General features: G+C 70.2%; 3 protein-coding genes. All 3 read left to right on the forward strand.

Going from position 1 to position 23,779, the window contains the following annotated elements:
- Positions 1 to 30: 30 nt before the first annotated feature.
- Genes FB473_RS06275 through FB473_RS06285 form a run of 3 tightly spaced genes read left to right on the forward strand, consistent with a single transcriptional unit; the run spans position 31 to position 23,757 of the window.
- On the forward strand, positions 31 to 10,812 hold the full coding sequence (locus FB473_RS06275) for a beta-ketoacyl synthase N-terminal-like domain-containing protein (RefSeq protein WP_167165662.1): 10,782 nt from the start codon (positions 31 to 33) through the stop codon (positions 10,810 to 10,812).
- Complete coding sequence (locus tag FB473_RS06280; RefSeq protein WP_167165664.1) at positions 10,802 to 16,261, forward strand: beta-ketoacyl synthase N-terminal-like domain-containing protein; 5,460 nt, start codon at positions 10,802 to 10,804, stop codon at positions 16,259 to 16,261. The genes FB473_RS06275 and FB473_RS06280 overlap by 11 nt, the downstream gene beginning before the upstream one ends.
- Entirely contained in the window at positions 16,258 to 23,757 is a 7,500-nt protein-coding gene (locus FB473_RS06285; RefSeq protein WP_167165666.1) for an SDR family NAD(P)-dependent oxidoreductase, read from the forward strand. Before FB473_RS06280 ends, FB473_RS06285 begins: the two co-directional genes overlap by 4 nt.
- The last annotated feature ends 22 nt before the right edge of the window (positions 23,758 to 23,779 follow it).

The raw sequence follows: 23,779 nt of genomic DNA on the forward strand, positions 1-23,779 counted from the left end.
ACCCGGGTCTGTTAAGGAGCGCAGGTCTGCATGCCAACGTTCAGGTTCCGCCCGGCGCAGGACGTCGCCATCGTCGGAATGGCCACGAGGGTGCCCGGTGCCGACGACTACGACGCCTTCTGGGAGGCGCTCGCAGCCGGCGAGTCGTTCGTGACTCCTTTGACCGAGGACCGGTTCGCCTCGGACATCGTGGGTCGCAACGATCCCCATGAATACGACGATCTCCGCGGCTCACTCCACAACGCGGGGCTCGACGGCATCGACCGGTTCGATCCCGCTTTCTTCCACATCACGCCCCGCGAGGCCCGGGCCATGGACCCCCAGCAGCGGATCGTGCTGGAGGAGAGCTGGCACTGCATCGAGGACTCCGGAATCGGCTTGGCGGAACTCCGGAGGCGCCGGACGTCCGTCTTCGTGGGCGCCACCGGCAACGACTACGCCCTTCTGGCGCTCCAGCAGGGCGGGAGGACCGACCCGTACGCCCCACTCGGCAACTTCAGCTGCATGCTCGCCAACCGCGTCTCGCACGCGTTCGGTTTCTCCGCCGAGAGCGTGAGCATCGACACCGCCTGCTCCTCGTCGCTGGTCGCCGTCGACATGGCGTGCAAGGAACTGCGCGCCGGGACGAGCGACTACTCGATGGTCGGCGGCGTGTGCGTCACGAACCATCCCTGGCGTTTCGTCTCCTTCACCCGGGCGCACATGATGAGCCCCGACGGCGTGTGTCGCGCCTTCGACGGAGAGGCGAACGGGTTCGTCCAGGGTGAAGGCGTCGGCATCCTCCTGCTCGAGCGTCTCGGCGATGCGCTCGAGCGCGGGCATCGCGTCCTCGGCGTCGTCCGTGGATCGGCGGTGAACCACGGCGGCGCGGTCGCGAACGTCACCGCGCCCAATCCCGCCGCGCAGACCGACGTCATCGAGACCGCGTTGCGGCGCGCCAAGACAGAACCGGCAGCGGTGAGCTACATCGAGGCGCACGGCACGGGGACGAGCCTGGGCGACCCGATCGAGGTCGAGTCGCTCACCCGCGCGTTCCGTGACCTCGATCCGCGACTCGGATCGCAGTGGTGTGGCATCGGCTCGCTCAAGACCAACATCGGGCATCTGGGCCCCGCCGCCGGGGCCGTCGGCATCATCAAGGTCCTGCTCATGATGCGCGAGCGAGAACTCGTCGAGACACTCAACCTCGCAGACGAGAACCCCCTCATCGGTTTCGGCGATACGCCGTTCTTCCCGGTGCGGGAGGCGATGGCGTGGGCGCCGACCGGGGGACAGGACGTCCTCGTGGCGGGTGTGAGCGGCTTTGGCTTCGGCGGCGTCAACGCGCACGTCGTCCTCGCTTCCTATCCGAGCCGTCCCGAGCAGGAAGCGGAACGGCCCGCGTCCCGTGGCCCGCTCCCGTTCCTGTTGTCGGCGCACACCGAGCGGAGCCTGGACGACCTCGTGGCCACATGGCAGCGATTCGCAGGGAGGCCCCGCTCCGCCCCGGTCACCCCGGATCGCGTCGCCCGCACGCTCCTCGTCGGCAGGGAGCCGCTGGCCCGCCGCCGCGGTTCGTTCATGGCCCCGGGGGCGACTCTCGATCAGGCCCTGGCGAGCCTGAGAGCCTCCGACCTGGTCGTGGAGGGAGGCATCCACATTCTTCTCGGCCGGGTGGCCGACGAGGACGGTGGGGCGTCCGGCGCCGAAGTGTTCGGCGGTGCCGCGGTGCGCGAGATCACCGGTGAGCTCACCGGGCTCCGGGACGACCCCCGCAGTTCCGGGGTCGTCCGGGCATACGAACTTGCCTCGATCCTGTTCCGTGGCCTCGGAGGGGTGGCGTCCATCCGGACGGGGCTCGGCCAGGCGCTCGTCGCACTGGCGCTGGGAGGCTCGCTCTCGGTCGCGGACATGGTGCGGGCCGCGCAGGACGAGACGACGTGGGACGACATCGTGGTCGGCTCGCCTCGCCTCCCGCTGTGCGCGCCCGACGGCAGCCGATGGATCACGCCGACGGTGGTCGGAGCCGACTACCTCGTCGAACTCGTGGAGGCCTGCCGGGCCGAGGCGGCCGGATCAGAACTTCCCCTGAGGACGATCGATCAGCTCTACGGTCATCAGCCGACCTACCGGCGCCTCATGCGTGATTGGATGCGCGCCTACGACGAACATGCCGGGGCGCAGGCCGCCGAGATGCGTCAGAACGTCACCGAGGACGACCTCATCGGGTGGTTCGCGGCTGACGACGACCGGGCGATGCTGCTGCGCCTGATGCACGTGGCCTCCGAGACCCGGATCCGGCGCAAGTGGAACCTGCGTGAGCACGAGGGGGCGTCCGCGGCCGGGGAACTCGCCGCCCTGGTGAACGACGGCCATCTCCCGGCGGCCCTGGCCCTGGGCCTGCTGGCCGGGACCGCCGGGCAGCAGAGCACCGACGCGGCACTCGCGGGGCTCGACGGCCTGACCGCGGTCCGGCTCGACGAGCGGGTGATGCCTCTGCTGGCGCGTCGCCAGACCGACGTCGGCTCCCTGTCGCGGGTCCTGTCACTGCTGGCCGGCACCGCCCCGGCGGACCCGGATGCCGAGGCCGGGGGCGAGGGCATCCTCGTGCTCGACGACGGGGCGCGGGTACTGACGGCGCCGGGGCGTCCCGGCGACCTGCCCGAGTCGCTCATGGACCTGTGGCTCGCGGGCGCCGACGTCGCATGGGCAGACCTCTACGACGTCGGTGCCGAGCCGGTTGCGCTTCCCGTGACCCGTTTCGACAGGCAGAGCTACTGGATGGACCCGCCGGTCCTCAGCCCGCCGGCGGTGCCGACCCGCTCCGGGGAGTTCCCCATGCTGGGAGCCGCGCCGGTTGCACGGGCCACTTCCGTGCCGGGGGAATCCGTCGTGTCGACGACCATCTCCCGCGACACGTTCTTCGTCCGTGACCATGTGGTCGGGGGCGTGCCCATCCTGCCCGGGGTCGCCTACGTCGAACTCGCCCTCGAGGCGTGCGCGCTGGTCGAGGGGGAGCGCCCGGGCCTCGTCCGGGACGTCTCGTGGCTGCGTCCGATGCGTTTCGACGAGGGCGTCCCCGAACTCCACGTCGACGTGAGGCTGGTGCCAGAGGGCGAGCATCGCTACCGCTTCGCGGTGACGTCGTCCCAGGGTGGGCAGGATCGCGAACACGCACGCGGCATCGTCTCCGTGGGGGCGGGGGAGGCCGGGCCGTATGCCGGACGCAGGCTCGACGTGTCGGACCTGCCCAGCAGGGCGCACTTCTCCTTCGACCGGCATCGGGTCTACGGCGAGGTCTTCGGTGAGGCCATCGGCTTCGACTACGGGCCGACGTTCCAGCTGACCCGCACCGCCTACGGCCTCGGCGACTCCACCCTCGAGGATCTCGACACCGCGCGCGTCCTGGCGACGACGTCCCGCGCGTTCATTGCGCATCCGTCCGTCCTCGACGCCTCGCTGCGCGCGGTGAACTGGCTCGGGTCGGAGTCCGACTGCACGAGCCTGGTCATGCAGGTGCCCTTCAGCATGGACGAGATCGTGCTGGTCGGAGACCTGAACGACGCCCGCTACGCGGTGGCGACGCCGAGCGCCCGTACGGTCGAGAGCGGCCGCGTCCGGACGCACGACCTCGACATCTGCTCGGAGAGCGGCCAGGTACTGGCGCACATCTCGGGCTTCACCCTGAGGCCCCTGAGCCTGGACGACCCAGCGGACGCACCGAGGATCTTCTCTCGTGGGCTCGCACCGATCAACCTGGAACCCTCCTCGGCCGAGCCCGCCGACCTCGTCATCGTGGTCGCCGACGGGACGGTCGAGCCCGGCCTCCGCGATCTCGCCCTGGCGCTCGCCCGGCTCAGGACGCCCGAGGGGTCGTCCCCGTCGGTCGTCGAGGCGGCGGCGTGGCTGCGTGAGGCCCATGACCTGGCCGAGGGGGCGCGCATCGAGATCATCCGCTGCGCGCCCGGGGGAGCGTCCCCCCTCGGGGCGTCCCTCACCGGCCTGGACCTCGTCGCCGAGATCTACGACATGTTCAAGGCCGCTGCGGGGCACCGGTGGTCGGTGCGTCACACCGTGTTGAGCACCGACCGGTCCGCGTCCCTGAGTCTCGTCGGCTCGCTCGAGGTGTTCACACGCTCGATCCGCTTCGTGTACCCGGAGTTCACGGTCGGCGTACTGCACCTTGCCGGGGAACCCACACGTCCGGACCTGCCGGACGAGGCGATGCTCGCAGTCCTCTCCGAGGCGTACGGGGCGTTGTCGAGGGTCCCCTTCCTCGCGGTGTCGCCGCGAGGCGCGCAGGCCTACGCGTTCGAGGAGGTCACGGTCGACGCGGAGAGCGTCCCGCCGTGCGTCGAGAGCGGGAAGCGCTACATCGTCTCCGGCGGATCGGGGGACATCGCCCTCGAACTGGTCCGGCACTACCGCGATCGAGTCGATGCCGGGTTCCTGCTCCTCGGAAGGCGCGCGTTCGGCGAACTCCCCGGCGACCGCCGCACGGCGATCGAGGCGCTCGGACCCGACGTCACCTACCACCAGTGCGACGTGTCCGACCTGGCGGCCCTCGAGGCCCTCGTCGCCACGACCACGCAGGACGACCGGCCGATCGCGGGCGTCCTCCACCTCGCGGGCGGCGTCGGTCCCCGTGGCGCGACGACGATCCGGCGCGACGACCTCGATCGGGTCGTCGGGGCCAAACTCGTCGGGGCCTCGAACCTCGACGTCGCGACGCGCCCGCTGCCGCTCGACTTCTTCGTGCTGTTCTCCTCGCTGTCGGCCCTTGTCGGCGACTCAGACGGCTCGGGATACGCGCTCGCGAACGCGGGTCTCAACGCATTCGCGCTCCAGCGCCGCCGGCTCGTCGATCAAGGGGAACGCCGGGGGGTGACCTGTTCGGTCATGTGGCCCGTCTGGGCCTCCGGTGCCCTGCGGCCTACCGACGACCAGGACGTCCTGCTCCGACGGCACTACGGTCTCCAGGAACTGGAATCCGACGAGGCGTTCGCTGCCCTCGACGCCGTCGTCGGTCACGGGGTGCCGCAGTGCGTCGTCCTCAAGGGCGACGAACGCAGGTTCTCACGGATCATCGGCCGCACGATCCCGTCCGGTGAGCCGGTGGTGACCGGGTCCCCCGGGGACGCCCCCTCGGTGAGCCAGGGCATCAGCGACCCCCACCAGGGCTTGGGGGATGCCCGGGTCCGGCTCACCGAGTGGCTCACCTCGCTCGTCTCGGGGGAGTCGGGGATCGCACGCCAGGCGATCGGCGCCGAGATACCCCTCGCGGACTACGGCATCGACTCGATCATGATCATCAACCTGATCGAGAAGATGGGGGAGCGCTTCGACGACCTCCCGAGCACGTTGTTCTTCGAGTGCCAGACCCTCCACGAAGTGGCGGACTACCTCGAGCGTCACGATCCGGGCGCCGTCCGGTCCTTCGGGCGGGACGTGCCGGGCGTTCAGGAGTACCGAACCGAGCCGCAGACCTTCGGGGCGACCGAGGCCGGGCGCAGTCCGGACGAGACCGGCACCGACCGCGGAGACATCGCGATCATCGGCTACAGCGGTCGCTACCCGCAGTCCGACGACCTCGACGAGTTCTGGGGGCACCTGCTGGCGGGTGACGACTGCATCGAGGTCGTCCCGCGGGAGCGATGGGACCACGACCAGTACTTCTCGGCGGACGCGACCCGCACGGGCACCGTCAACACGAAATGGGGCGGTTTCCTCACCGACATCGCGGGCTTCGACGCCGCCTTCTTCGGGATATCGCAGCGTGAGGGCAAGCTCATGGACCCCCAGGAGCGCCTGTTCCTGGAGACCGTCTATCACGCATTCGAGCACGCGGGATACCCGCGCGGCCGTCTCGAAGGCTCCGACACGGCCGTCTACGTCGGTGTCATGAACGGTCTGTACCAACTGCTGGGGGCCGAGGAACTCGCCGCCGGCAACGTCGTCGACGCGCGGTCCAGCTACGCGGCCATCGCGAATCGCGTCTCCTACGTCTTCGACTTCCACGGCCCGAGCATGGCCGTCGACACGATGTGCTCCTCCTCGCTCACCGCGATCCATCTCGCGTGCGAACAACTGCGCTCCGGGGGAGGCTCCCTGGCCGTTGCCGGGGGCGTGAACGTCATCGAGCACCCCGCGAAGTACGTCTTCCTGAGCGAGCAGCACTTCGGCTCGACGGAGGGCAAGTGCCGTGCCTTCGGGGACGGGGGCGACGGGTACGTGCCGGCCGAGGGCGTCGGGGCGGTCATCCTCAAGCCCCTCGCGCGGGCCGTCGCCGACGGGGACGTCGTCCACGCGGTGATCAGGGCGACCGGGGTGAACCACGGTGGCAGGACCCACGGGTTCACCGTGCCGAACCCCAGGGCGCAGGCCGCTCTCGTGTCGTCCGCGCTCGCCGCCGCCCGGGTGTCCGCCCGCGACCTGGGCTATGTCGAGGCCCACGGCACGGGGACGATCCTCGGGGATCCCGTGGAGGTGACCGGCCTGGTCAACGCGTTCACCGCGCGTGGCTTCGACTTCGGCGGACGCGGGCTTCCCATCGGGTCGGTGAAGGCCAACATCGGCCATGCCGAGTCGAGTGCGGGCATCGCCTCGCTGTCGAAGGTGCTGCTCCAGATGAAGCACCGCACCATCGTGCCGTCGATCCACGCCGATCCGGTCAACCCCCGGCTGAAGATCGACAAGACGCCGCTGCGGATCGTGCGCTCGCCCGAGCCCTGGGACATCACCTCCCATCCGGCCGCTCTCATCAGCTCCTTCGGCGCCGGCGGGTCGAACGCGCACCTGGTCGTCTCGGCATACGAGGGCTCGCCCGCCTCCGCGACGGACGAGGAACTCCCGCGCGCCACGACCCGGCCACCGTCGCGGCTCGTCGTCCTGTCGGCGCCGACGAAGGACGCACTCGACGACCAGGTCGGTTCGCTGGCGGGCTGGATCGCGCGGGTCACCGGTGAGGCAGGCCCGGGCGGCCGGCGGCTGCGCGAGCATGTGACCGGTCTGGTGAACCAGGCCGTGGCCGACCTCATCGATGTCGACGCGAGCGAGATCGCCGGAGACGAGACCCTGTTCGACCTCGGGCTCGGTGCGGAGGACTTCATCCGTCTGTGCGCGGGGATCGAGCGTGCCGTCGAGCAGCCGTGCGTCATCTCGGGGACGGACGCGACGACGGTCGCCGAGATCGTGTCGCAGGTGATCACGCTGGCCGGACCGCGGTGCCTGCCCGCCGAGGATGCCGGAGACCACGATCTCCCCCCGGCCGGGGACGATATCTCGCCGGATGCCGACCTGCTCGAGCGTGTCACACGGACGCTGCAACAATGCCGCGAGGCGTTCGAATGGCGCGTGGCCTTCATCGTCCGCTCACTCGCGGAACTCGGCGAGGCCCTGGGGGCCTATCAAGTGGGTGACCCGCGGCCCGGCACCGTCGCCGGTTCCTGCGACCGGTATCGGGAGCTCGTTCACCTGGACGACGAGGCACTCGTCGACGCCGCCACGCGGGACGACTGGGGTACCGTCGCCGCGTCCTGGGTCGGGGGTGAGGACAGCGACTGGACGGCGCTCTACGGTCGCGACAAGCGCTTCGCCGACGTGCCCGGCTACGTCTTCAAGAAGACGCATCTGTGGCTCGACCGCCGCACCCGTACCGGTATCCGGGCGCTGCCCTCGGCGCGGGTGGAGTCGCGGCGCTCGTCGCGGATCGAGTTCGACACCCCCGGGGACGCGCTGCGATTCACCCATGTCTTCGGGGCCGCGGACCGCGTGGTCACCGACCACGTCATCGGCGGCAGGCCGCTGGTGCCCGGTGCGGCACAGCTGGCCGTCGTCCGCGAATGCCTCGCCCTGCTCGACACCGACCTCACCACCTTCTCCGACGTGCGTTTCCTGGCGCCCGTCGTCGTCGGGTCCGACGTCAAGGTCGCCGTCTCGTTCGTGCGAGAACACGGGCACGCGAACGTCCGCATCGAGAGCGCGGACGGCGCAGGAGCGGCCACCCTCCATTCGACGATGAGGCTCGATCCCGGCGACCGATCCACGGGTGCGGGACCCGCCGACTCGCTCGACCCGTCCTCGCCGGGCGTGCGGACGCTGGGGCACGAGGAGATCTACCAGTCGTTCGAGACCGAAGGCATCCGGTACGGCGCGGCCTTCCGATCGCTGGAACGGGTCGTCCGGGGTACCGACGAGGCCTCCGCCGCCGTGCTCGCCACCGGCTCGGGGGACGATCCCGAACTCGCGTTCGTCTCGGCACTCGACGCGGCTCTGCAACTGCCCTCGATATTCGTCGGCCCGCTCGCCGATGGCTCGCAGGACGCGCACGTCCCCGCCGCCGTCGACCGGGTGAGGTTCGGCGACGGGGAGGCGCCGGCCACCCAGGCGCACATCCGCCGCAGCGGACCCCATGGGTTCGACGTCGTCCTGTACGGGGACGACGGGGAGGTCGTGGCCGACCTCGCCGGCCTTCGCGTCGCGACCCTGGGGGCCGCCCCGGCGCGCTCCCGTCCCGGGGACGGCACGGCCGGCACCGCGGGCGAGACCCCCCGATGCATCGTCCCCGGCACCGAGCGCCACGACGGCGAAGACCCTGCGGGAAGCGCGGTTTCGGACGCGGTGCTCGGCCGCATCGTCGCCGTCATGTCCCAGGTGCTCCAGACGCCCTCCGACCAGCTCAACCCGTCGTGGACCTTCACCGACCTCGGCGTGGACTCCGTCAACGGCTTCCGGATCGTCGACGAACTGAACCAGGCCTACGACACGGATATCAGGTCGACGGTCCTGTTCGACTACCCGACGGCCGATCAGCTTCGTGACTACCTCCTGGACCTCGACGAGGTGGTCGTCTCGGCGCGTGCCGGGCTCCGGGACCCGAGCGGGAGACACCAGGACGGCGACGAGTCGTCCGGCGCACCGGACGCCGTAGGCACACCCGCGGGCCGCGAGACCCGCCCGGTGCTCACCGCGCCCGGCGGGCCCCGCGAGTTCGAGCCCATCGCCGTCGTCGGCATGTCCGGACGGTTTCCCGGGGCCCGCAGCACCGACGAGTTCTGGGATCTCCTGCGTGAGGGCCGTTCCGCGGTCCGCGAGGCGCCGGCGGAGCGGTGGGACGCCGACGCCTTCCACACGACCGACCCCGCGGACCTGTCGGGCTCGGTCGGCAAGTGGGGAGGATTCCTCGACGGCGTGGACCGGTTCGATCCCGAGTTCTTCAACATCACGGGTTACGAGTCACGGTGGATCGACCCACAGCAGCGGCTGATGCTCACCGAGGCCTGGCATGCGCTCGACGACGCCGGATACGCCCACGACAACCCGTACCGAGACCGGACCGGCGTCTTCGTCGGGTGCTGCCCCGGTGACTACCAGGACCTCATCCTGGGGTCGGGGGTCGCGCTCGAGCCGCAGTCGTTCTGGGGAACTTCACCGGCGGTCGTGGCGGCCCGGATCGCCTACACGTTCGACCTCACGGGGCCCTGCGCATCCTTCGACACGGCCTGCAGCTCCGCCCTGACCGCCTGCTACTTCGCCTGCCAGAGCCTGTGGGCCGGGGCCTGCGACATGGCGCTGGTCGGTGGGGTGTTCCTGATGCTGTCGCCGAAGTTCCACCTCATGGCGGGCCACAGCGGCATGCTCTCGCCGCTCGGGCGGTGCGCCAGTTTCTCCGAGGACGCCGACGGGTTCGTCCCGAGCGAGTCCGTCGGTGCGGTGGTCCTCAAGCCCCTGTCGAAGGCCCAGGAGGACAAGGACCAGATACTCGGTGTGATCCGGGGCATCGAGATCGGCCAGGACGGCAGGACCAACGGCCTGACGGCGCCCAACCCCGGCGCGCAGGCCGACCTGGTCCGCTCGCTCCACGAGCGGTTCTCGGTCGACCCGTCGTCCATCAGCTACGTGGAGGCCCACGGAACCGGCACCCAACTCGGTGACGCCATCGAGGTGGGCGCCCTCGCGGAGGCGTTCACGGGATACGACGCCGCGGGCCGCTGCGGCCTGGGGAGTGCGAAGACCAACATCGGCCACGCCTCGGCGGCCGCGGGAATCGTCGGGCTCGTCAAGATCCTGCTGTCGCTCAGGCACCGGACGCTTCCGCCCTCGCTGCACTTCGGCGCCGCGAACCCCAGGATCGGGTTCGAGGACACCCCGTTCGAGGTCGTCGACTCCGGACGAGCGTGGGAGGGCCCGCACCCGCTGCGTGCCGGGCTCAGCTCCTTCGGGTTCAGTGGCACGAACGTGCACGCGGTCATCGAGGAAGCCCCGGACCAGGTGCGGACCACCCCTCCGGACGGGGCCGGTGCGCCCTTCGAGTTCCCGGTGTCGGCGCGGAACGCGGAACTCCTGCGAAGGACGGTCGAACTGCTCGTCGAGCGCCTCGAGGGCGATCCAGGATGCTCGCCGGTCGACCTGAGCTACACCCTGTCGTGCAGGCGTGTGCGCTTCGACGGGGCACGGCTCACCTTCCGGGCCTCGACGATCGGCGACCTCGTCGCGCAACTGAGGCACGCCCTCACCACACACGGCCTCGGGGTCGGCGAGCAGGAACGCGACCTGTCGTCCGCCACACCCGATGCGAGGTTCGCCGGGGCCCGCGTGGTCCACCTCCCTCCTGCCCCCCTCGACGAGCGAAGCCTGTGGTTCAGGCAGGAGCGGGGCCTGCCGGAGGGATTCGCGACCGTCGTCTGCACCGCCTCGACGGCGACCCCACAGCCTCCCGTGCGGGCACGCGTGCCACAGGACGGGCTGCTCTCGGCGCTCGAACGACTGCGTGACGGGGCCCTCTCCCTTGAGGACATGGATGACGTTCTGAAAGGAGTCACCAATGGACGATAGGTACTCGCAGGAATGGATACTCAAGGGCGTCCGGAGCGGGGTGCTGGAGCCCGAGCGGGCATCTGAACTCCTCCGGCACCACACGTACGCATCGGCATCGCTCGGTCGGCTGACGAGGGTGTTCGAACCGCGCGTCGCGCATCCGAAGACCAGGGACGAGATCGTGCGATTCGCGCTGCGCGGCGTCCCGGCGGACTCGTGGCCCGCCGCGTTGGCCGGCGAGGCGCAGCGGATCGGGCGCGTCCCCGACGCACTGGTCGTCGACGCGGCGGGAGCCGACGCCCCGGCCGATCCCGGGCGCATCTACCAGGGTCTCCGCGAACTCGTCCGGACGTGGCTCGATCGCTCGGCGCGCGGCGACCGGCTCAGACTCGTCTACGTGGCGGACGAGGCGTCGGAGCCGGTCACCGACGCCGTCGCGGCCCTCTTCTGGTCCCTCAACGAGGAGGAGCATGCGGTCTGGGCGACCGTGCTCACCGGTGACGTGACCCCGGACGACGTGGCGGCCGCGTCGCACGAGGTCGGCCCGGTCGAGGCCTGCCGTCACCACGGGCAGGGCGTGATCTCGGTGCCGCGAACCCATGTCGGGCCGCTGGAGATCACCGTGGCCACGGCTCCCGTCCGTCACGAGGGAACCTACCTGCTGACCGGTGGCATGGGGTCGCTCGGATTCTCCCTGGCACGCCACCTCGCGCGCGCGTATGCCGCCCGACTGGTGATTCTCGGCACCCGCCCGATCGGGGATGTCCACGAGCGGATCGAGGCCCTCCGCGAACTGGGGGGCGACCCGACATACGTCTCCCTCGACCTCGGCGGTGCCAGCGCGTCCGGCGCGCTCGCCGCGCTCCTGGCGGGCCTGTCCCGACTGGACGGTGTCGTCCACTGCGCGGGGACGACGCGGGACTCCTTGCTGCGTTTCAAGACCGATGCGGACGCGGCGGCGGTGATCGCACCGAAAGTGGACGGCATCGGCCTGCTCGACGAGGCGACGGCGCGCTTCGATCTCGACTTCTTCGTGGCCTACTCGTCAATCAGTGGCCTGCTCGGCAACGCCGGGCAGACCGACTACGCGTTCGCGAACGCCTACATGGACGCCTTCCTGCGGCGTCGCCGGACGGCGGTCAGGACGGGCGAGCGGTCGGGGGCGAGCGTGAGCATCGCCTGGCCGTACTGGGAGGAGGGCGGCATCTCGATCCCGAGAGAAAGCCTCGACCGGCTCACCGCGTCGACCGGGATCGGGCCCATGCCGACCTGGCTCGGTGTCGCGATGTTCGAGGCCGCGCTGGGCATCGGTGATCCGCTGTTCGCGCCCGTGCTCGCCGACTCGTCCACCTGGACGTCCCCGGCGTCCGGTGCAGTCACCCCTGCCCGCGAACCCGCGACGACGGGCGACCAGGTACGCGTGCGATTCGTCGATCACCTGATCCGAACCTTCGCCGAGGTCTACGAGATCCCCCGCGAATCGCTCCGTCCCGACGCCGACCTGCGTTCCTACGGACTCGACTCCGTCCTGATCGGAAGGCTGGCGAACAGGCTGGTCAGCGTCATCCCCCAGCTGCCTGCCTCGGTCTTCTTCGACTGCTCGACGATCGATCAGATCGCCGACAGCCTTCTCGAACGCTTCGCCGGCCGGATCCGGGAGTACTTCGCCGAGCCGGAGCCCGTGCCACCGGCACCCCCGCGGAGCCAGGACGCCCCGGACGACCATGGCGAGCAGAGCGATCGGGATACTGCGACGGTGCGGTCGTCGCCGGTCCGGATCGCGTCGGCGGAACCGATGCGGATCGCGATCGTCGGCTATGCGGCCCGCATGGCGCAGGCGGACTCCGCCGAGGAGATCTGGCAGGCCCTCGCCGCCGGGGCAGACCGCGTGACCTCCTTTCCCGACGACCGGCGCGCCGTGTTCGCCGACGCCGCGTCCGCCGGTTTCGCGCTTCCGGGAGTCTCGGAGGCGGACTGGAAGCAGCCGGGGAGCTACCTCGATGATCCCTGGGGCTTCGACGCCGGGTTCTTCGGAATGTCGGCACGCGAGGCCCGGTCGATGGACCCGCAGGAGCGGCTGGCACTCGAATCGGCCTGGCACGCGTTCGAGGACGCGGGCATCACCCCCGAAGCGGCGCGGGAGTCCACCGCCGGGGCTGTGGGCGTCTTCGCGGCGATGACGAACTCCACCCACCAACAGCTGGGCGTCCACGGCATCAACGCCGATTCCTACCTCCCGCAGTCGTACGGGTGGTCGCTCGCCAACAGGATCTCGTCGGTCTTCGACCTCCACGGCCCGAGCCAGACGGTCGACACCGCGTGTTCGTCGTCCCTCTACGCGCTCGCTCAGGCCTGCGAGTCGCTTCGGCGTCACGAATGCGGGATGGCGGTCGTCACGGCGTCGAACCTGTACCTGCACCCCCACAAGTTCGCGATGCTCCGGGAACGCGGGATGCTGTCCGCCTCGGGCCGCTGCCGCACCTTCAGCGCCGCGGCCGACGGGTTCGTCCCCGCCGAGGCCGTGGGGACGCTCGTGCTGAAACCGCTGGCCGACGCCGAGCGCGACGGCGACGAGGTGCGCGGGATCGTGTGGTCGTGGGCGCTCAACCACGACGGCCTGACGCACGGGTACACGGTTCCCTCACCCCGCGCGCAGGCGGAGGTGATCGGACGCGCGCTCGCCGAGGGCGGCCTGGACGCCTCGGAGGTCACCTACGTCGAGACGCACGGCACGGGCACGTCGCTGGGCGACCCGATCGAGGTGGACGGCCTGGTCCAGGTGTTCGGGGATGCACTCACGCGGGCCACACCTCTCGGAATCGGGTCGGTCAAGTCGAACTTCGGACATGCCGAGGCCGCGGCGGGGCTCGTCTCGATCGTCAAGGTCCTCAAACAGATGGAACACGGGCGGCTCGCGCCCTCGATCCACGCGACGACGAAGAATCCCCGGATCCGGATCGACGGGACGCCGCTGTTCGTCGTGGAATCCCTCACCGACTGGAACCACAGTCGTGAGCATCCCCGCTTCGCGGGGGTGAGTTCGTTCGGCGCCGGCGGCTCGAACGCCCATGTCATCCTGCGAACCGCCGACCAGCCTCGTCCCGCCTCGACCCACCACTCCGACCTCGGCCGCCGCGATCGTGGCAAGCTGCCGTTCCTGTTCACCGCAGCGGATCGGGCGGCCCTGCGCGACCTCGTCGGCGCATACCGCAGCCGGCTCTCCGAGTCGGAGGTCGACCTTCCCGTGCTCGCCGCGCGGCTGGCCCAGGGCCGCACCCATCTCGAGGAGCGGCTCTGCGTCTACGCCGGTGACCAGGCCGAACTGTGTGAGCGCCTCGCCCGGGCGATCGACGGTGAAGCGGCGGAAGGCGTCCTGCACGCCAATGTCCGTGATGCTGGCTCGCCCAGGGGCGGACGCTCCGACCCCGCGATGACGCCGCGCGACGCCGAACGCGTCGAGGCCTGGCTGAGCGGCACGGTCGTCGACTGGGGACTCGCCGGCGATCGCGTCCCCGCGAGAGACCTGGACCTTCCCCTGTACCCGTTCCAGCACAAGACCTACCGCGTCACCGTGCCGGCCAGCGCCCCGATGGCACAGCCGCCCAGGCAGGCACGCTCGGCGCACGAACCGTTCGAGCGACTCGACTTCCTGAACGACATTCCCGAGGGTTCCTACGATCGCCGCGACCTCACCGAAGCCGTCGTCGTCAAGCAGACCCCCGAACCCGGCGTCGTCGTCCTGACCATGGCCAACACGGCCAACGGCAACCTGATGGACACACCGCTGTACGAGGGCCTCGCCCGGGTGTTCGACGAGGTGAACCACGACGATTCGGTGAAGGTGGTCGTACTCACCGGGACGGATCGCCTCTTCTGCATGGGTGGGACGATGGACAGCCTCGACGACATCGCGACGCGTGACACCGCGTGTTCCGATGGCAGCATCTTCTACCTCGGCCTTCCGTCGATCCGCGTCCCCGTGATCACCGCGATGACCGGTCACGCCCACGGCGGCGGTCTCACGCTCGGGCTCTCGGGGGACATCCCCATCCTGGCCGAGGAATCGCTCTACGCCGCGTCCTTCATGAACATCAACTTCACTCCCGGCATCGGCTCCACCTACTACTTCACCGAGAGATTCGGCCACGCGCTCGCCCACGAGATGCTGTTCAGCGGACGGGACTACTCGGGCGCGGAGATCAAGGAGATCAACCCCGCCATCCGGGTGCTCCCGAAGGACGAGGTGATGCCGGAGGCGTTGCGCATCGCCCGCGACATCGCCAAGAAATCGCTGCGTGCCCTCACCATCTTCAAGAAAGCCCAGGCCAGGGCCGTCTTCGAGGAACTCCCGCTCTACATCCGGCGGGAGGACGACATGCAGCAGGAACTCTTCGACGCCGACCACATCGCCTCAGCCCGGCAGGACATCCGGCGGCTGTTCGGGGCGCGGCCCGAAGCGCGAGAGCCTGGACCGGCGACCGGCATCGTCCTCGCCGCGCCGTCCGGCCCGGAACCCGCGGCGCACCACGGCCCGGCCACGGCGTCCGAGAAGGTCGCCCTGCGGCCGGTCTCGGGAACACGGGGAGGGACGCGGGCCGACGACACCCCCGGGGAACGCCGGCCGTCGCCGGTTCGGTTGCGTCCCGCGGCCGATGCCGCGACGAACTCGTCCACGCGTACGCCCGGCGGCGATCGGCGCCAGACGCGCCCGCATGCGGACGGGCCGCGAGTCGTCCTCGATGCCGTCGCCGGCCCGACCGGCTCCGACGGACACCCGGCGCCCCCGAAGGACCGGGCCGCTCTGGTCAGCGCCGTGGTCGAGGAGCTGGCCGGGGTGCTGAAGGAGGATGCCGACGACCTGGACCTGCGCAGGAGCGTCTCCGAACTCGGTCTGGACTCCGTGGGCGTCCTCGAACTCGTCCAGCGTCTGAACGCACGGTTCGCGTGTGGGCTGGAGACCGGCGTCATCTATGCCTACCCACGGGCGATCGACCTCGCGGAGGGTGTGGCCACCACACTCCTGGAGCGGGCAGGCACCGGCCGTCCGGTCGCCCCACCGGATGAGGGGGCCGAGCCGCGTCCGGCCGCAGGCCCTCGGCAGGGGAACCTCCGCGAGGAGTTCATCGGCGTCCTGCAGACGATCCTTCGCTTCGGCGACGACGACATCCCCGACCTGAGGCGCAGCTTCAGCGCACTGGGAGTCGACTCGGTCTCCGGCCTGGAACTGGTCCGGGCGGTCAACCAACGGTTCGGCACGACCGTGCAGGCGAGCGATCTATATGCCTACGGCAGCGCCCTCGACTTCCTCGCCGACCTCGGGGCCGAGCCGCCGCAGGCGCCCGGAGGGCCGGGTGGGCTGCCCACCGAGGCGTCCGAGCGCCCCACCGGGCTGCAGGACGTGCTTGAGCGGCTCGGGCAGCAGGAACTCGGTGTCGACGAGGTTCTCGAGATGTTGGAGCAGCGATGACGCAGGCACTGACCCGTTCGATACTCGAACACATCCGGTCGGGCAGGCTCGACGCCGCACTCGGCGCGGAACTGCTGGGCGTCCTGAAGGAGCAGGCCCGTCAGGATCGTCCCGGGACGCCCGAAGAGCCTTCCGCCGCTTGCCGGGGCGACGAACCGATCGCCGTCGTCGGGATGTCCGGCAGCTTCCCGGACGCACCCGACGTCGAGACGCTGTGGGACAACCTCGTCGCCCACCGCGACATGGTGCGCGAGGTCGAGGAGATCCGCTGGAAGACCGGCGACCACTACTCCGCCGACCCCAACGAGCCGAACGCGACCGACTGCAAGTGGCAGGGCATGGTCACCGACGTCGACGCCTTCGACCCGCTGTTCTTCTCGCTGTCGCCCAGGGAAGCGCGATACATGGATCCGCAGCAGCGGTTGCTGATCCAGGAGAGCTGGCGGGCCGTCGAGGACGCGGGCTACACACCTGAGAAGCTGAGCGAGGGAACCTGCGGTGTGTTCGTCGGCGTGACGCACGGCGACTACGACTTCCGGACGCAGGCCGCCGGCCTCGACCTGGGCGCGCAGGCCATGACCGGCACGCTCATCTCGATGCTCGCCGCGCGGGTCTCGTACCACATGAACCTCACGGGCCCGAACCTCTCGATCGACACGGCCTGTTCGTCCTCGCTCGTCGCGGTCTGCCAGGCAGCACAGGCGCTGCGGGAGGGATCGTGCGACGCGGCGCTCGCCGGAGGCGTCTCCGTCCTGACGACGCCTCGCCTGTTCGTGATGGCCGGCAAGGGCGGCATGCTCTCGCGGACGGGCCGTTGCCGCACCTTCGACGAGAGCGCCGACGGCTTCGTCCCTTCCGACGCGGTGGGCGTGGTGCTCCTCAAACGGCTCAGTGACGCCGAACGTGACCACGACCATGTCTACGGCGTCATCGAGGCGTTCGGGATCAACCACGACGGGCGCACGAACGGCATGACCGCACCGAGCCCGGTGTCCCAGTACGAGCTGATCAGCGGCATCTACGAACGGGACGGGATCGACCCTCGCACCATCTCCTACGTCGAGGCCCACGGCACGGGAACCCGCCTGGGCGATCCGATCGAGGTCAGCGCGCTCACGAAGGCGTTCCGCCGCTACACCGGCGACAGACAGTTCTGCCGCATCGGCTCGGTGAAGTCGAACGTCGGCCACGCGCTCGGCGCCTCGGGCATCGTGTCGCTCATCAAGGTGATGTGCTGCCTGAACCAGCGGATGCTCCCGGGCAACCTGCACTACGAGACACCGAACAGGCAGATCGACTTCTCGCAGACCCCGTTCGAGGTGTGTGCCGAGAACGTGCCGTGGGAGCCGGGCCCCGACAGGCCCCGGAGGGCGGCGATCAGCTCGTTCGGCCTGAGCGGGACGAACGCGCACATGGTCGTCAGGGAATACCTTCCACCGGCCGGGACCGTGTCCGGTCGCTCGCGGCAGCCTTCCAGTGAGCTGGTGACCGTGAGCGCCCAGAGCACGATCGCGCTGCGGGACAACATCGCCGGGCTGGTGCGCTGGCTTGAGGAGCATCCGGACGCGGACTGGGCCGACGTCGTCCTCACGCTCGGCGACGGCCGGCAGGCGATGGACCACAGGATCTGCGTCGTGGCCTCCTCGGTGGAAGAGCTGCGCCGGGCGTTGTCGGCGTATGACGACCAGGCGGCCGTCGACGCGCACGCGACCTCGGTTCAGGCCGGCCTGCTGGGTGGCTGGGACGCCGACGACCGGCTGCGCGAGGTGGTGGACGCGCTCCGGGACGCGGATGGGACGCAGCGTGAACGGCTCATGCGGCAGCTGCGCGACCGCGTGCTCGCCGGGTACGACCCGCCTGAGTATGCCGCGATCCATCCGGAGGGTCAGGCGAGCCCCCGGCGCCTCGCGATGCCGACCTACCGGTTCGTCGGCGAGCGGTACTGGATCGACACCGTCCCCGCCCGTGGCGCCGGCGACGCGTCCTCACGCGTCCGCATCGAGATCCCTCGTAGGGCGAGCTACCTCGACGACCACAAATTCGCGGGCGCCGCGGTGGTCCCCGGGGCTCGGTGGCTCGACCTCATCGATCAGCACCTCACCGATCGGCGTGCTGCCCCGGATGCCGGGGTGCGCGTGCTGCGCGACGTGCACTGGGCGAGCCTCGCGGGCCCGGCGGAGACCCTCGAGTTGTCCTGCCGGGAAGAGGGGCGAGAGCACGCGATCGAGGTCACTGGGGCGGGCGGGACAGTCGTGGTCTCGGCCCGACAGGCTGAGCCGGACGCCCAGGACGCCTCGGCCTTCCGGGCCGACAGGATGGACACACGCCTGTTCGACGACGCGGACGCGCTGAGGATCGAGGGGCCGGCGCTCTACGAGCACTTCCTGGCGACCGGCATGGCCTACGGCCCGACTTTCCAGGGCATCACGTCGATCGACGTCCATGATTCCCACGCCGTCGCGCACCTGGACGTGCCCGGTGTGGCCGATCTGGAGCCCAGCTGCGTCCTGCTGCCGCATGCGCTCGATGCCGTCCTCCAGACCGTCGCGGCTTTCAAGTTCACGGACGCTGACGACCCGGATGCCTGGTACCTGCCCCATTCGGTGGGCGAGATCGTGTACACCGACGCGTTCGGTGACCTGGCGACCGCCGTGGTACGCAAGCCGGACCGTGAGGTGGACGGGACCCTCCGGAGTTTCGACATCGGTGTCTTCGACGCATCCGGTGCGCCCGTCGCGCGGATCGTGGACTATCGCGTCGAGAAGATCCGTCGAACCGCGCAGCAGTACTCCGGGCAGGAAACCGACGGCGACGGGCTCGTCTTCCTCACCCCGGCCTTCGTCGACGGCACACAGGCAGCGACAGCCCCGGCGGGGCCCTCGGCCCAGGTCACGGTCCCGTGGCCGATCGACATCGACGACACGGTCCGGGAGGTGTCCTGCCTCGACCCCGGCGTCCGCGCCGACGTGGTGATCAGGCTTCCGGACCCGGGCGACGCCGCTGCGGGAGCGTCCGCACACGACGACCTGATCAGGCCGGTGTTCGAGCTCGTCGCGGCGCTCGTGAAACGCACACGGGACCTCACCGTCAGGATGCTGCTGGCGGTTCCGGACAGCTACGAGAAGGCCGCGCCGGCGTTCCACGCCTTCGAGGGGCTTGCTCGGTCCGTGCGTCACGAGGAACCCCGGATGACGATCACGACCCTCTACTGCGGTCGCGGCGCCGAGGCCCTCGACGTCGCGGTCGCGATGGAGTCGGAAGCCGACGACGCGGCCCTGACGGTGTGCCACGCCGGCGGGCGGCAGATCTGGACCCTCGAGCGCGTCGACCTCGCCCCGATCGACCGGCTGCCGTCGAACGTCCGCGAGGACGGGGTCTTCCTCATCACCGGCGGGCTCGGTGGTCTGGGAATGCTGCTCGCCACCGATCTGCTCGACCGGGGAACCCCGACGATCGTGCTGGCCGGGCGCTCCGAGCCGGACGAGGCGAAGCTCGCGCGGGTCCGCTCGCATGCCACGGGCGCGGGCCGGGTCGACTACCTCCGCTGTGACGTCGGCGACGCGGAGGCCTGCGATCGACTCGTCGTCGACATCGTCGCCTCCTTCGGACGGCTCGACGGAGTCTTCTACTGTGCGGGTGCGATCCGCGACGCGTACCTCACGTTCAAGCCGTGGAGCGAGGCACGCGACACCCTCGCGGTGAAGTCCGTCGGCCTGGCGAACATCGACCGCGCCACCGCCGGCCTGCCCCTCTCGTTCTTCGTGGGCTACTCGTCGATCGGTTCACTGCTGGGCAACGTCGGGCAGACGGACTACGCCATGGCGAACGCCTACATGGACGCCTACCTGCGGGCGCGTGCCGAGCGGGTGAGGCTCGGCGAGGCGTCGGGCAGGTCCCTGTCGGTGAACTGGCCGCTGTGGTCCGACGGCGGCATGAGGCCCGACGACGCCTCGCTCGCGGTCATGTACGACTCGTTCGGTCTCGGGGCGCTGTCGTCCAGGGACGGGTTGGGAAGCCTGTACGCGCTGCTGGAGTCGGATCTCTCGCAGTGCGCCGTGCTGGCCGGCGATCCCGGCAGGCTCGCGACGCGGTTCGTCGACACGGCCACCTGGGCATCCCACGACCGGGTGCGCCGGCCGGACGACAACGATCCCGCGCGGGGAGGGCGGGACGACCGCGACGGCCGCTTCGACCGCGACGCGAGCCGCCTGATCCGCGGCATCATCGCCCGCGGGCTCGAGATCGAACCGGACAGGATCGTGGGCGACCGGCCCTTCGAGCACTACGGCCTCGACTCGGTCATGATCGTGACGATCAACGCCCTTCTCGACGAGGCGTTCCCCAAGCTGTCGAAGACGCTGCTCTACGAGTACCAGAACCTCGACGACCTCACGGGCTACTTCCTCGCTCATCGGGCCGACGACCTCGAACGACTCCTCGGCGCCCGGGCTGACCCGCGCGATGACCAGGACCGGCGGCCTCGCGGCGATGGCCTTGAGGCGTTGTCCGGACGCTCGGGAGGGGCCGAGCCTGCCGGGGATTCCGTCGAAGCGGACGACCCGATCGCCGTCGTCGGCATGAGCGGGCGGTTCCCGCAGGCGAACTCGGTGGGGGAGTTCTGGGAGAACCTGACACAGGGCAGGGACTGCATCGTCCCGATCCCACCGGATCGATGGGATCACGAACGCGGATACTTCGATCCCGACGGCGTCGGGACGGGCACCTACGCCTCCCGGTGGGGTGGCTTCATCGACGGGATCCGCGACTGCGACCCGCTGATGTTCGGGATGTCGCCACGGGACGCCGAGAACACCGATCCGCAGGAGCGGATCTTCCTGCAGACGTGCTGGGAGACGCTGCAGGATGCCGGGTACGGCAGGGAATCGGTCCGGCGCACCCGCACCGGTGTCTTCGTCGGCGTGATGTACAACCACTACCAGTTGTTCGGTGCCCAGGAGAGCAGCCACGGTGTGCCCGTGGCCCTGAACTCGGACAGCGCCTCGATCGCCAACCGGGTGTCGTACACCTTCGACCTCTCCGGGCCGAGCCTCGCCCTGGACTCCATGTGCTCCTCGTCGATCAGTTCGATCCACCTCGCCTGCCAGGCCATCAGGGACGGCGATTGCGACATGGCGCTCGCCGGCGGCGTCAACACCACGCTCCACGAGAACAAGTACCAGCTCCTGGGAAGCGGCAACTTCCTGTCGTCGGACGGACGGTGCCGCAGCTACGGGGAGGGCGGCGACGGCTATGTGCCCGGCGAGGGCGTCGGCTGCGTCCTCCTCAAGCCCCTGAGCAGGGCCAGGGCGGACGGCGATCACGTCTACGCCCTCGTCCGGGGATCGGCCCTCAACCACGGCGGCAAGACGAACGGTTACACCGTGCCGAACCCGATCGCGCAGGCCGCGGTGGTGGCCGAGGCGATGGACAGGTCGGGCCTGGTCTTCGACGATCTCTCCTATGTCGAGGGCCACGGCACCGGCACCGCACTGGGCGATCCCATCGAGATCTCCGGCCTGACGCGTGCGCTCGGCGAGCATCGCGCGGGTGGCCCCTGCCCGCTCGGATCGGTCAAGTCCAACATCGGTCACCTCGAGTCCGCCGCGGGAATCGTCTCGCTCATCAAGGTCCTCCTCATGATGCGGCACCGCTCGTACGTCCCCTCGCTGCACAGCTCCCAGCTCAATGCCAACATCGACTTCGACGCCGCACCGTTCGAGGTCGTCCAGCGCGTCGCCCCCTGGGAGGCGGACGGAAACCGGGGGCGGCGGCGGGCGCTCGTCACGGGCTTCGGCGCGGGCGGGTCCAACGGGGCGCTGGTCGTCGAGGAGGGTGAGGAGGAGGTCCGGCGCCTTGAGCCGCGCCAGGCGCAGCAGGCATACCTGTTCCTGCTGAGTGCCCGCACGGTTGCCGCTCTCGACGCGTACGTCGCCGATCTCCGCGTCCACGTGGACGAACTCGGACAGGGCCTCGTGGACGAGGAGGGATCGGCTCGCGAGCGGGCGCTGCTGCTCGCCCTGCAGCGCACCCTGATGGTCGGGAGGGACTCGTTCATGTACCGCCTGCTGATCGAGGCCGGGAGCCTCTCCGAGCTCGCCGGGAGGCTGTCGCGGATCAGCCGTGACGGACTGGCCTCGGGGGAGACCGACGGATCCTGGACGTTCCGGGAGACCGGCGCCTCGGGCAGGCCCGTGCCGCAGGCCGAGGCCGACGCCTACCGGGAGGAACTCGGACGAGGAGATCTCGCCCGTCTCGGTATGCGGTGGGTGACGGGTCACGCGGTGGCGTGGGGCGAGCTTCCCGCACGCTTCGGCGCCGCGGGCAGGTTGAGCGGCGTGCCCTGGCCACGGCCGAACCTCAAGCCGTACTGGTACGACACGCATCTCGACCGCTCCGCACGGCCCGAGATCTCTGCGCGGCGACCGGATTTGCCGTCTCCTGCCGCGGTAGGGCGAGGCGGGCGATCCGATGCGCCGCGTCCCGCGCGCGGCGGCACGCCGGGGACGCTCCGCTCGCGGAGCCAGGAGATCCTCGAATCGCTGACCATGGTGATGCGTGAGCTGGCAGCCGCGGGTCCGCGTCCCGAAGTGAGGCTCGAGATCGACGAGGAGGGCGTCGCGGTCGTCACCATGGACCAGCCCGAGCACAACAACTCGTTCACCCCCGAGTTGATCGAGGCGCTCATGGTCGCCTTCTGGCACATCTGGGAGGACGATCGCGTCAAGGCCGTCGTCCTCACCGGAACCGAGCGCGTGTTCAGCATGGGAGGCACCAAGGACCAGCTCATCGCGATCTCGCGTCAGGAGATCTCGTTCACCGACGCGCCCTTCCTGTACGCCGGGCTGCTCCTCACGAAAGTGCCGGTCGTCACGGCGATCCGGGGGCACGCGAGCGGCGGCGGATTCATGCTGGGCCTGTTCGGCGACATCGTCGTGCTCTGTGACCAGGGCATCTACACCTCCCCGTTCACGAAGTACGGCTTCACACCCGGCATGGGGGCGACGTACATCCTTCAGCGCAAGCTCGGGAGGAATCTCGCACTGGAGATGATGATGACCGCGCGCTCCTATACCGGTGCCGAGCTCGGAGCCCGCGGCGCGGGTGTGAAGGTGCACGCACCGGAAGGGCTCCTCGACGAGGCCGTGGCGATCGCTCGCACCATCGCGTCGCATCCGCGCGAGACCTCGGTCGAGCTCAAGGCGCACATGCTCGGGACGGACCTGGAAGACCTCCTCGCCACCATCGAGCAGGAGGACGCCATGCACGAGCGGACGTTCGTGGCGGACAACGTCGACGAGAACATCGCCGCCTACTACATCAGCGACGACCGCAAGTCACGCCCGCCCGACGCGTCGCACCCGAGTGTGTCCCACGTGTCCCACGCGGACGATGCGGACGCCTCGGACGTCGACACCGCGTTTCTCGAAGACCTGCTCGAGATGGTCGAGCAGGGGACCCTCACCCCCGAGCAAGCCCTGTTCCTGGACGAGAACTGAGCGGATCGAAGAAAGGTCGGTG

The sequence above is a fragment of the Brooklawnia cerclae genome, assembly GCF_011758645.1.
Classification (GTDB): Bacteria; Actinomycetota; Actinomycetes; order Propionibacteriales; family Propionibacteriaceae; genus Brooklawnia; species Brooklawnia cerclae.

Bases quoted from the DNA above. Each gene is read 5' to 3' on its own strand.
- FB473_RS06275 (WP_167165662.1), top strand. From the start codon at position 31: ATGCCAACGTTCAGGTTCCGCCCGGCGCAGGACGTCGCCATCGTCGGA.
- FB473_RS06280 (WP_167165664.1), top strand. From the start codon at position 10,802: ATGGACGATAGGTACTCGCAGGAATGGATACTCAAGGGCGTCCGGAGC.
- FB473_RS06285 (WP_167165666.1), top strand. From the start codon at position 16,258: ATGACGCAGGCACTGACCCGTTCGATACTCGAACACATCCGGTCGGGC.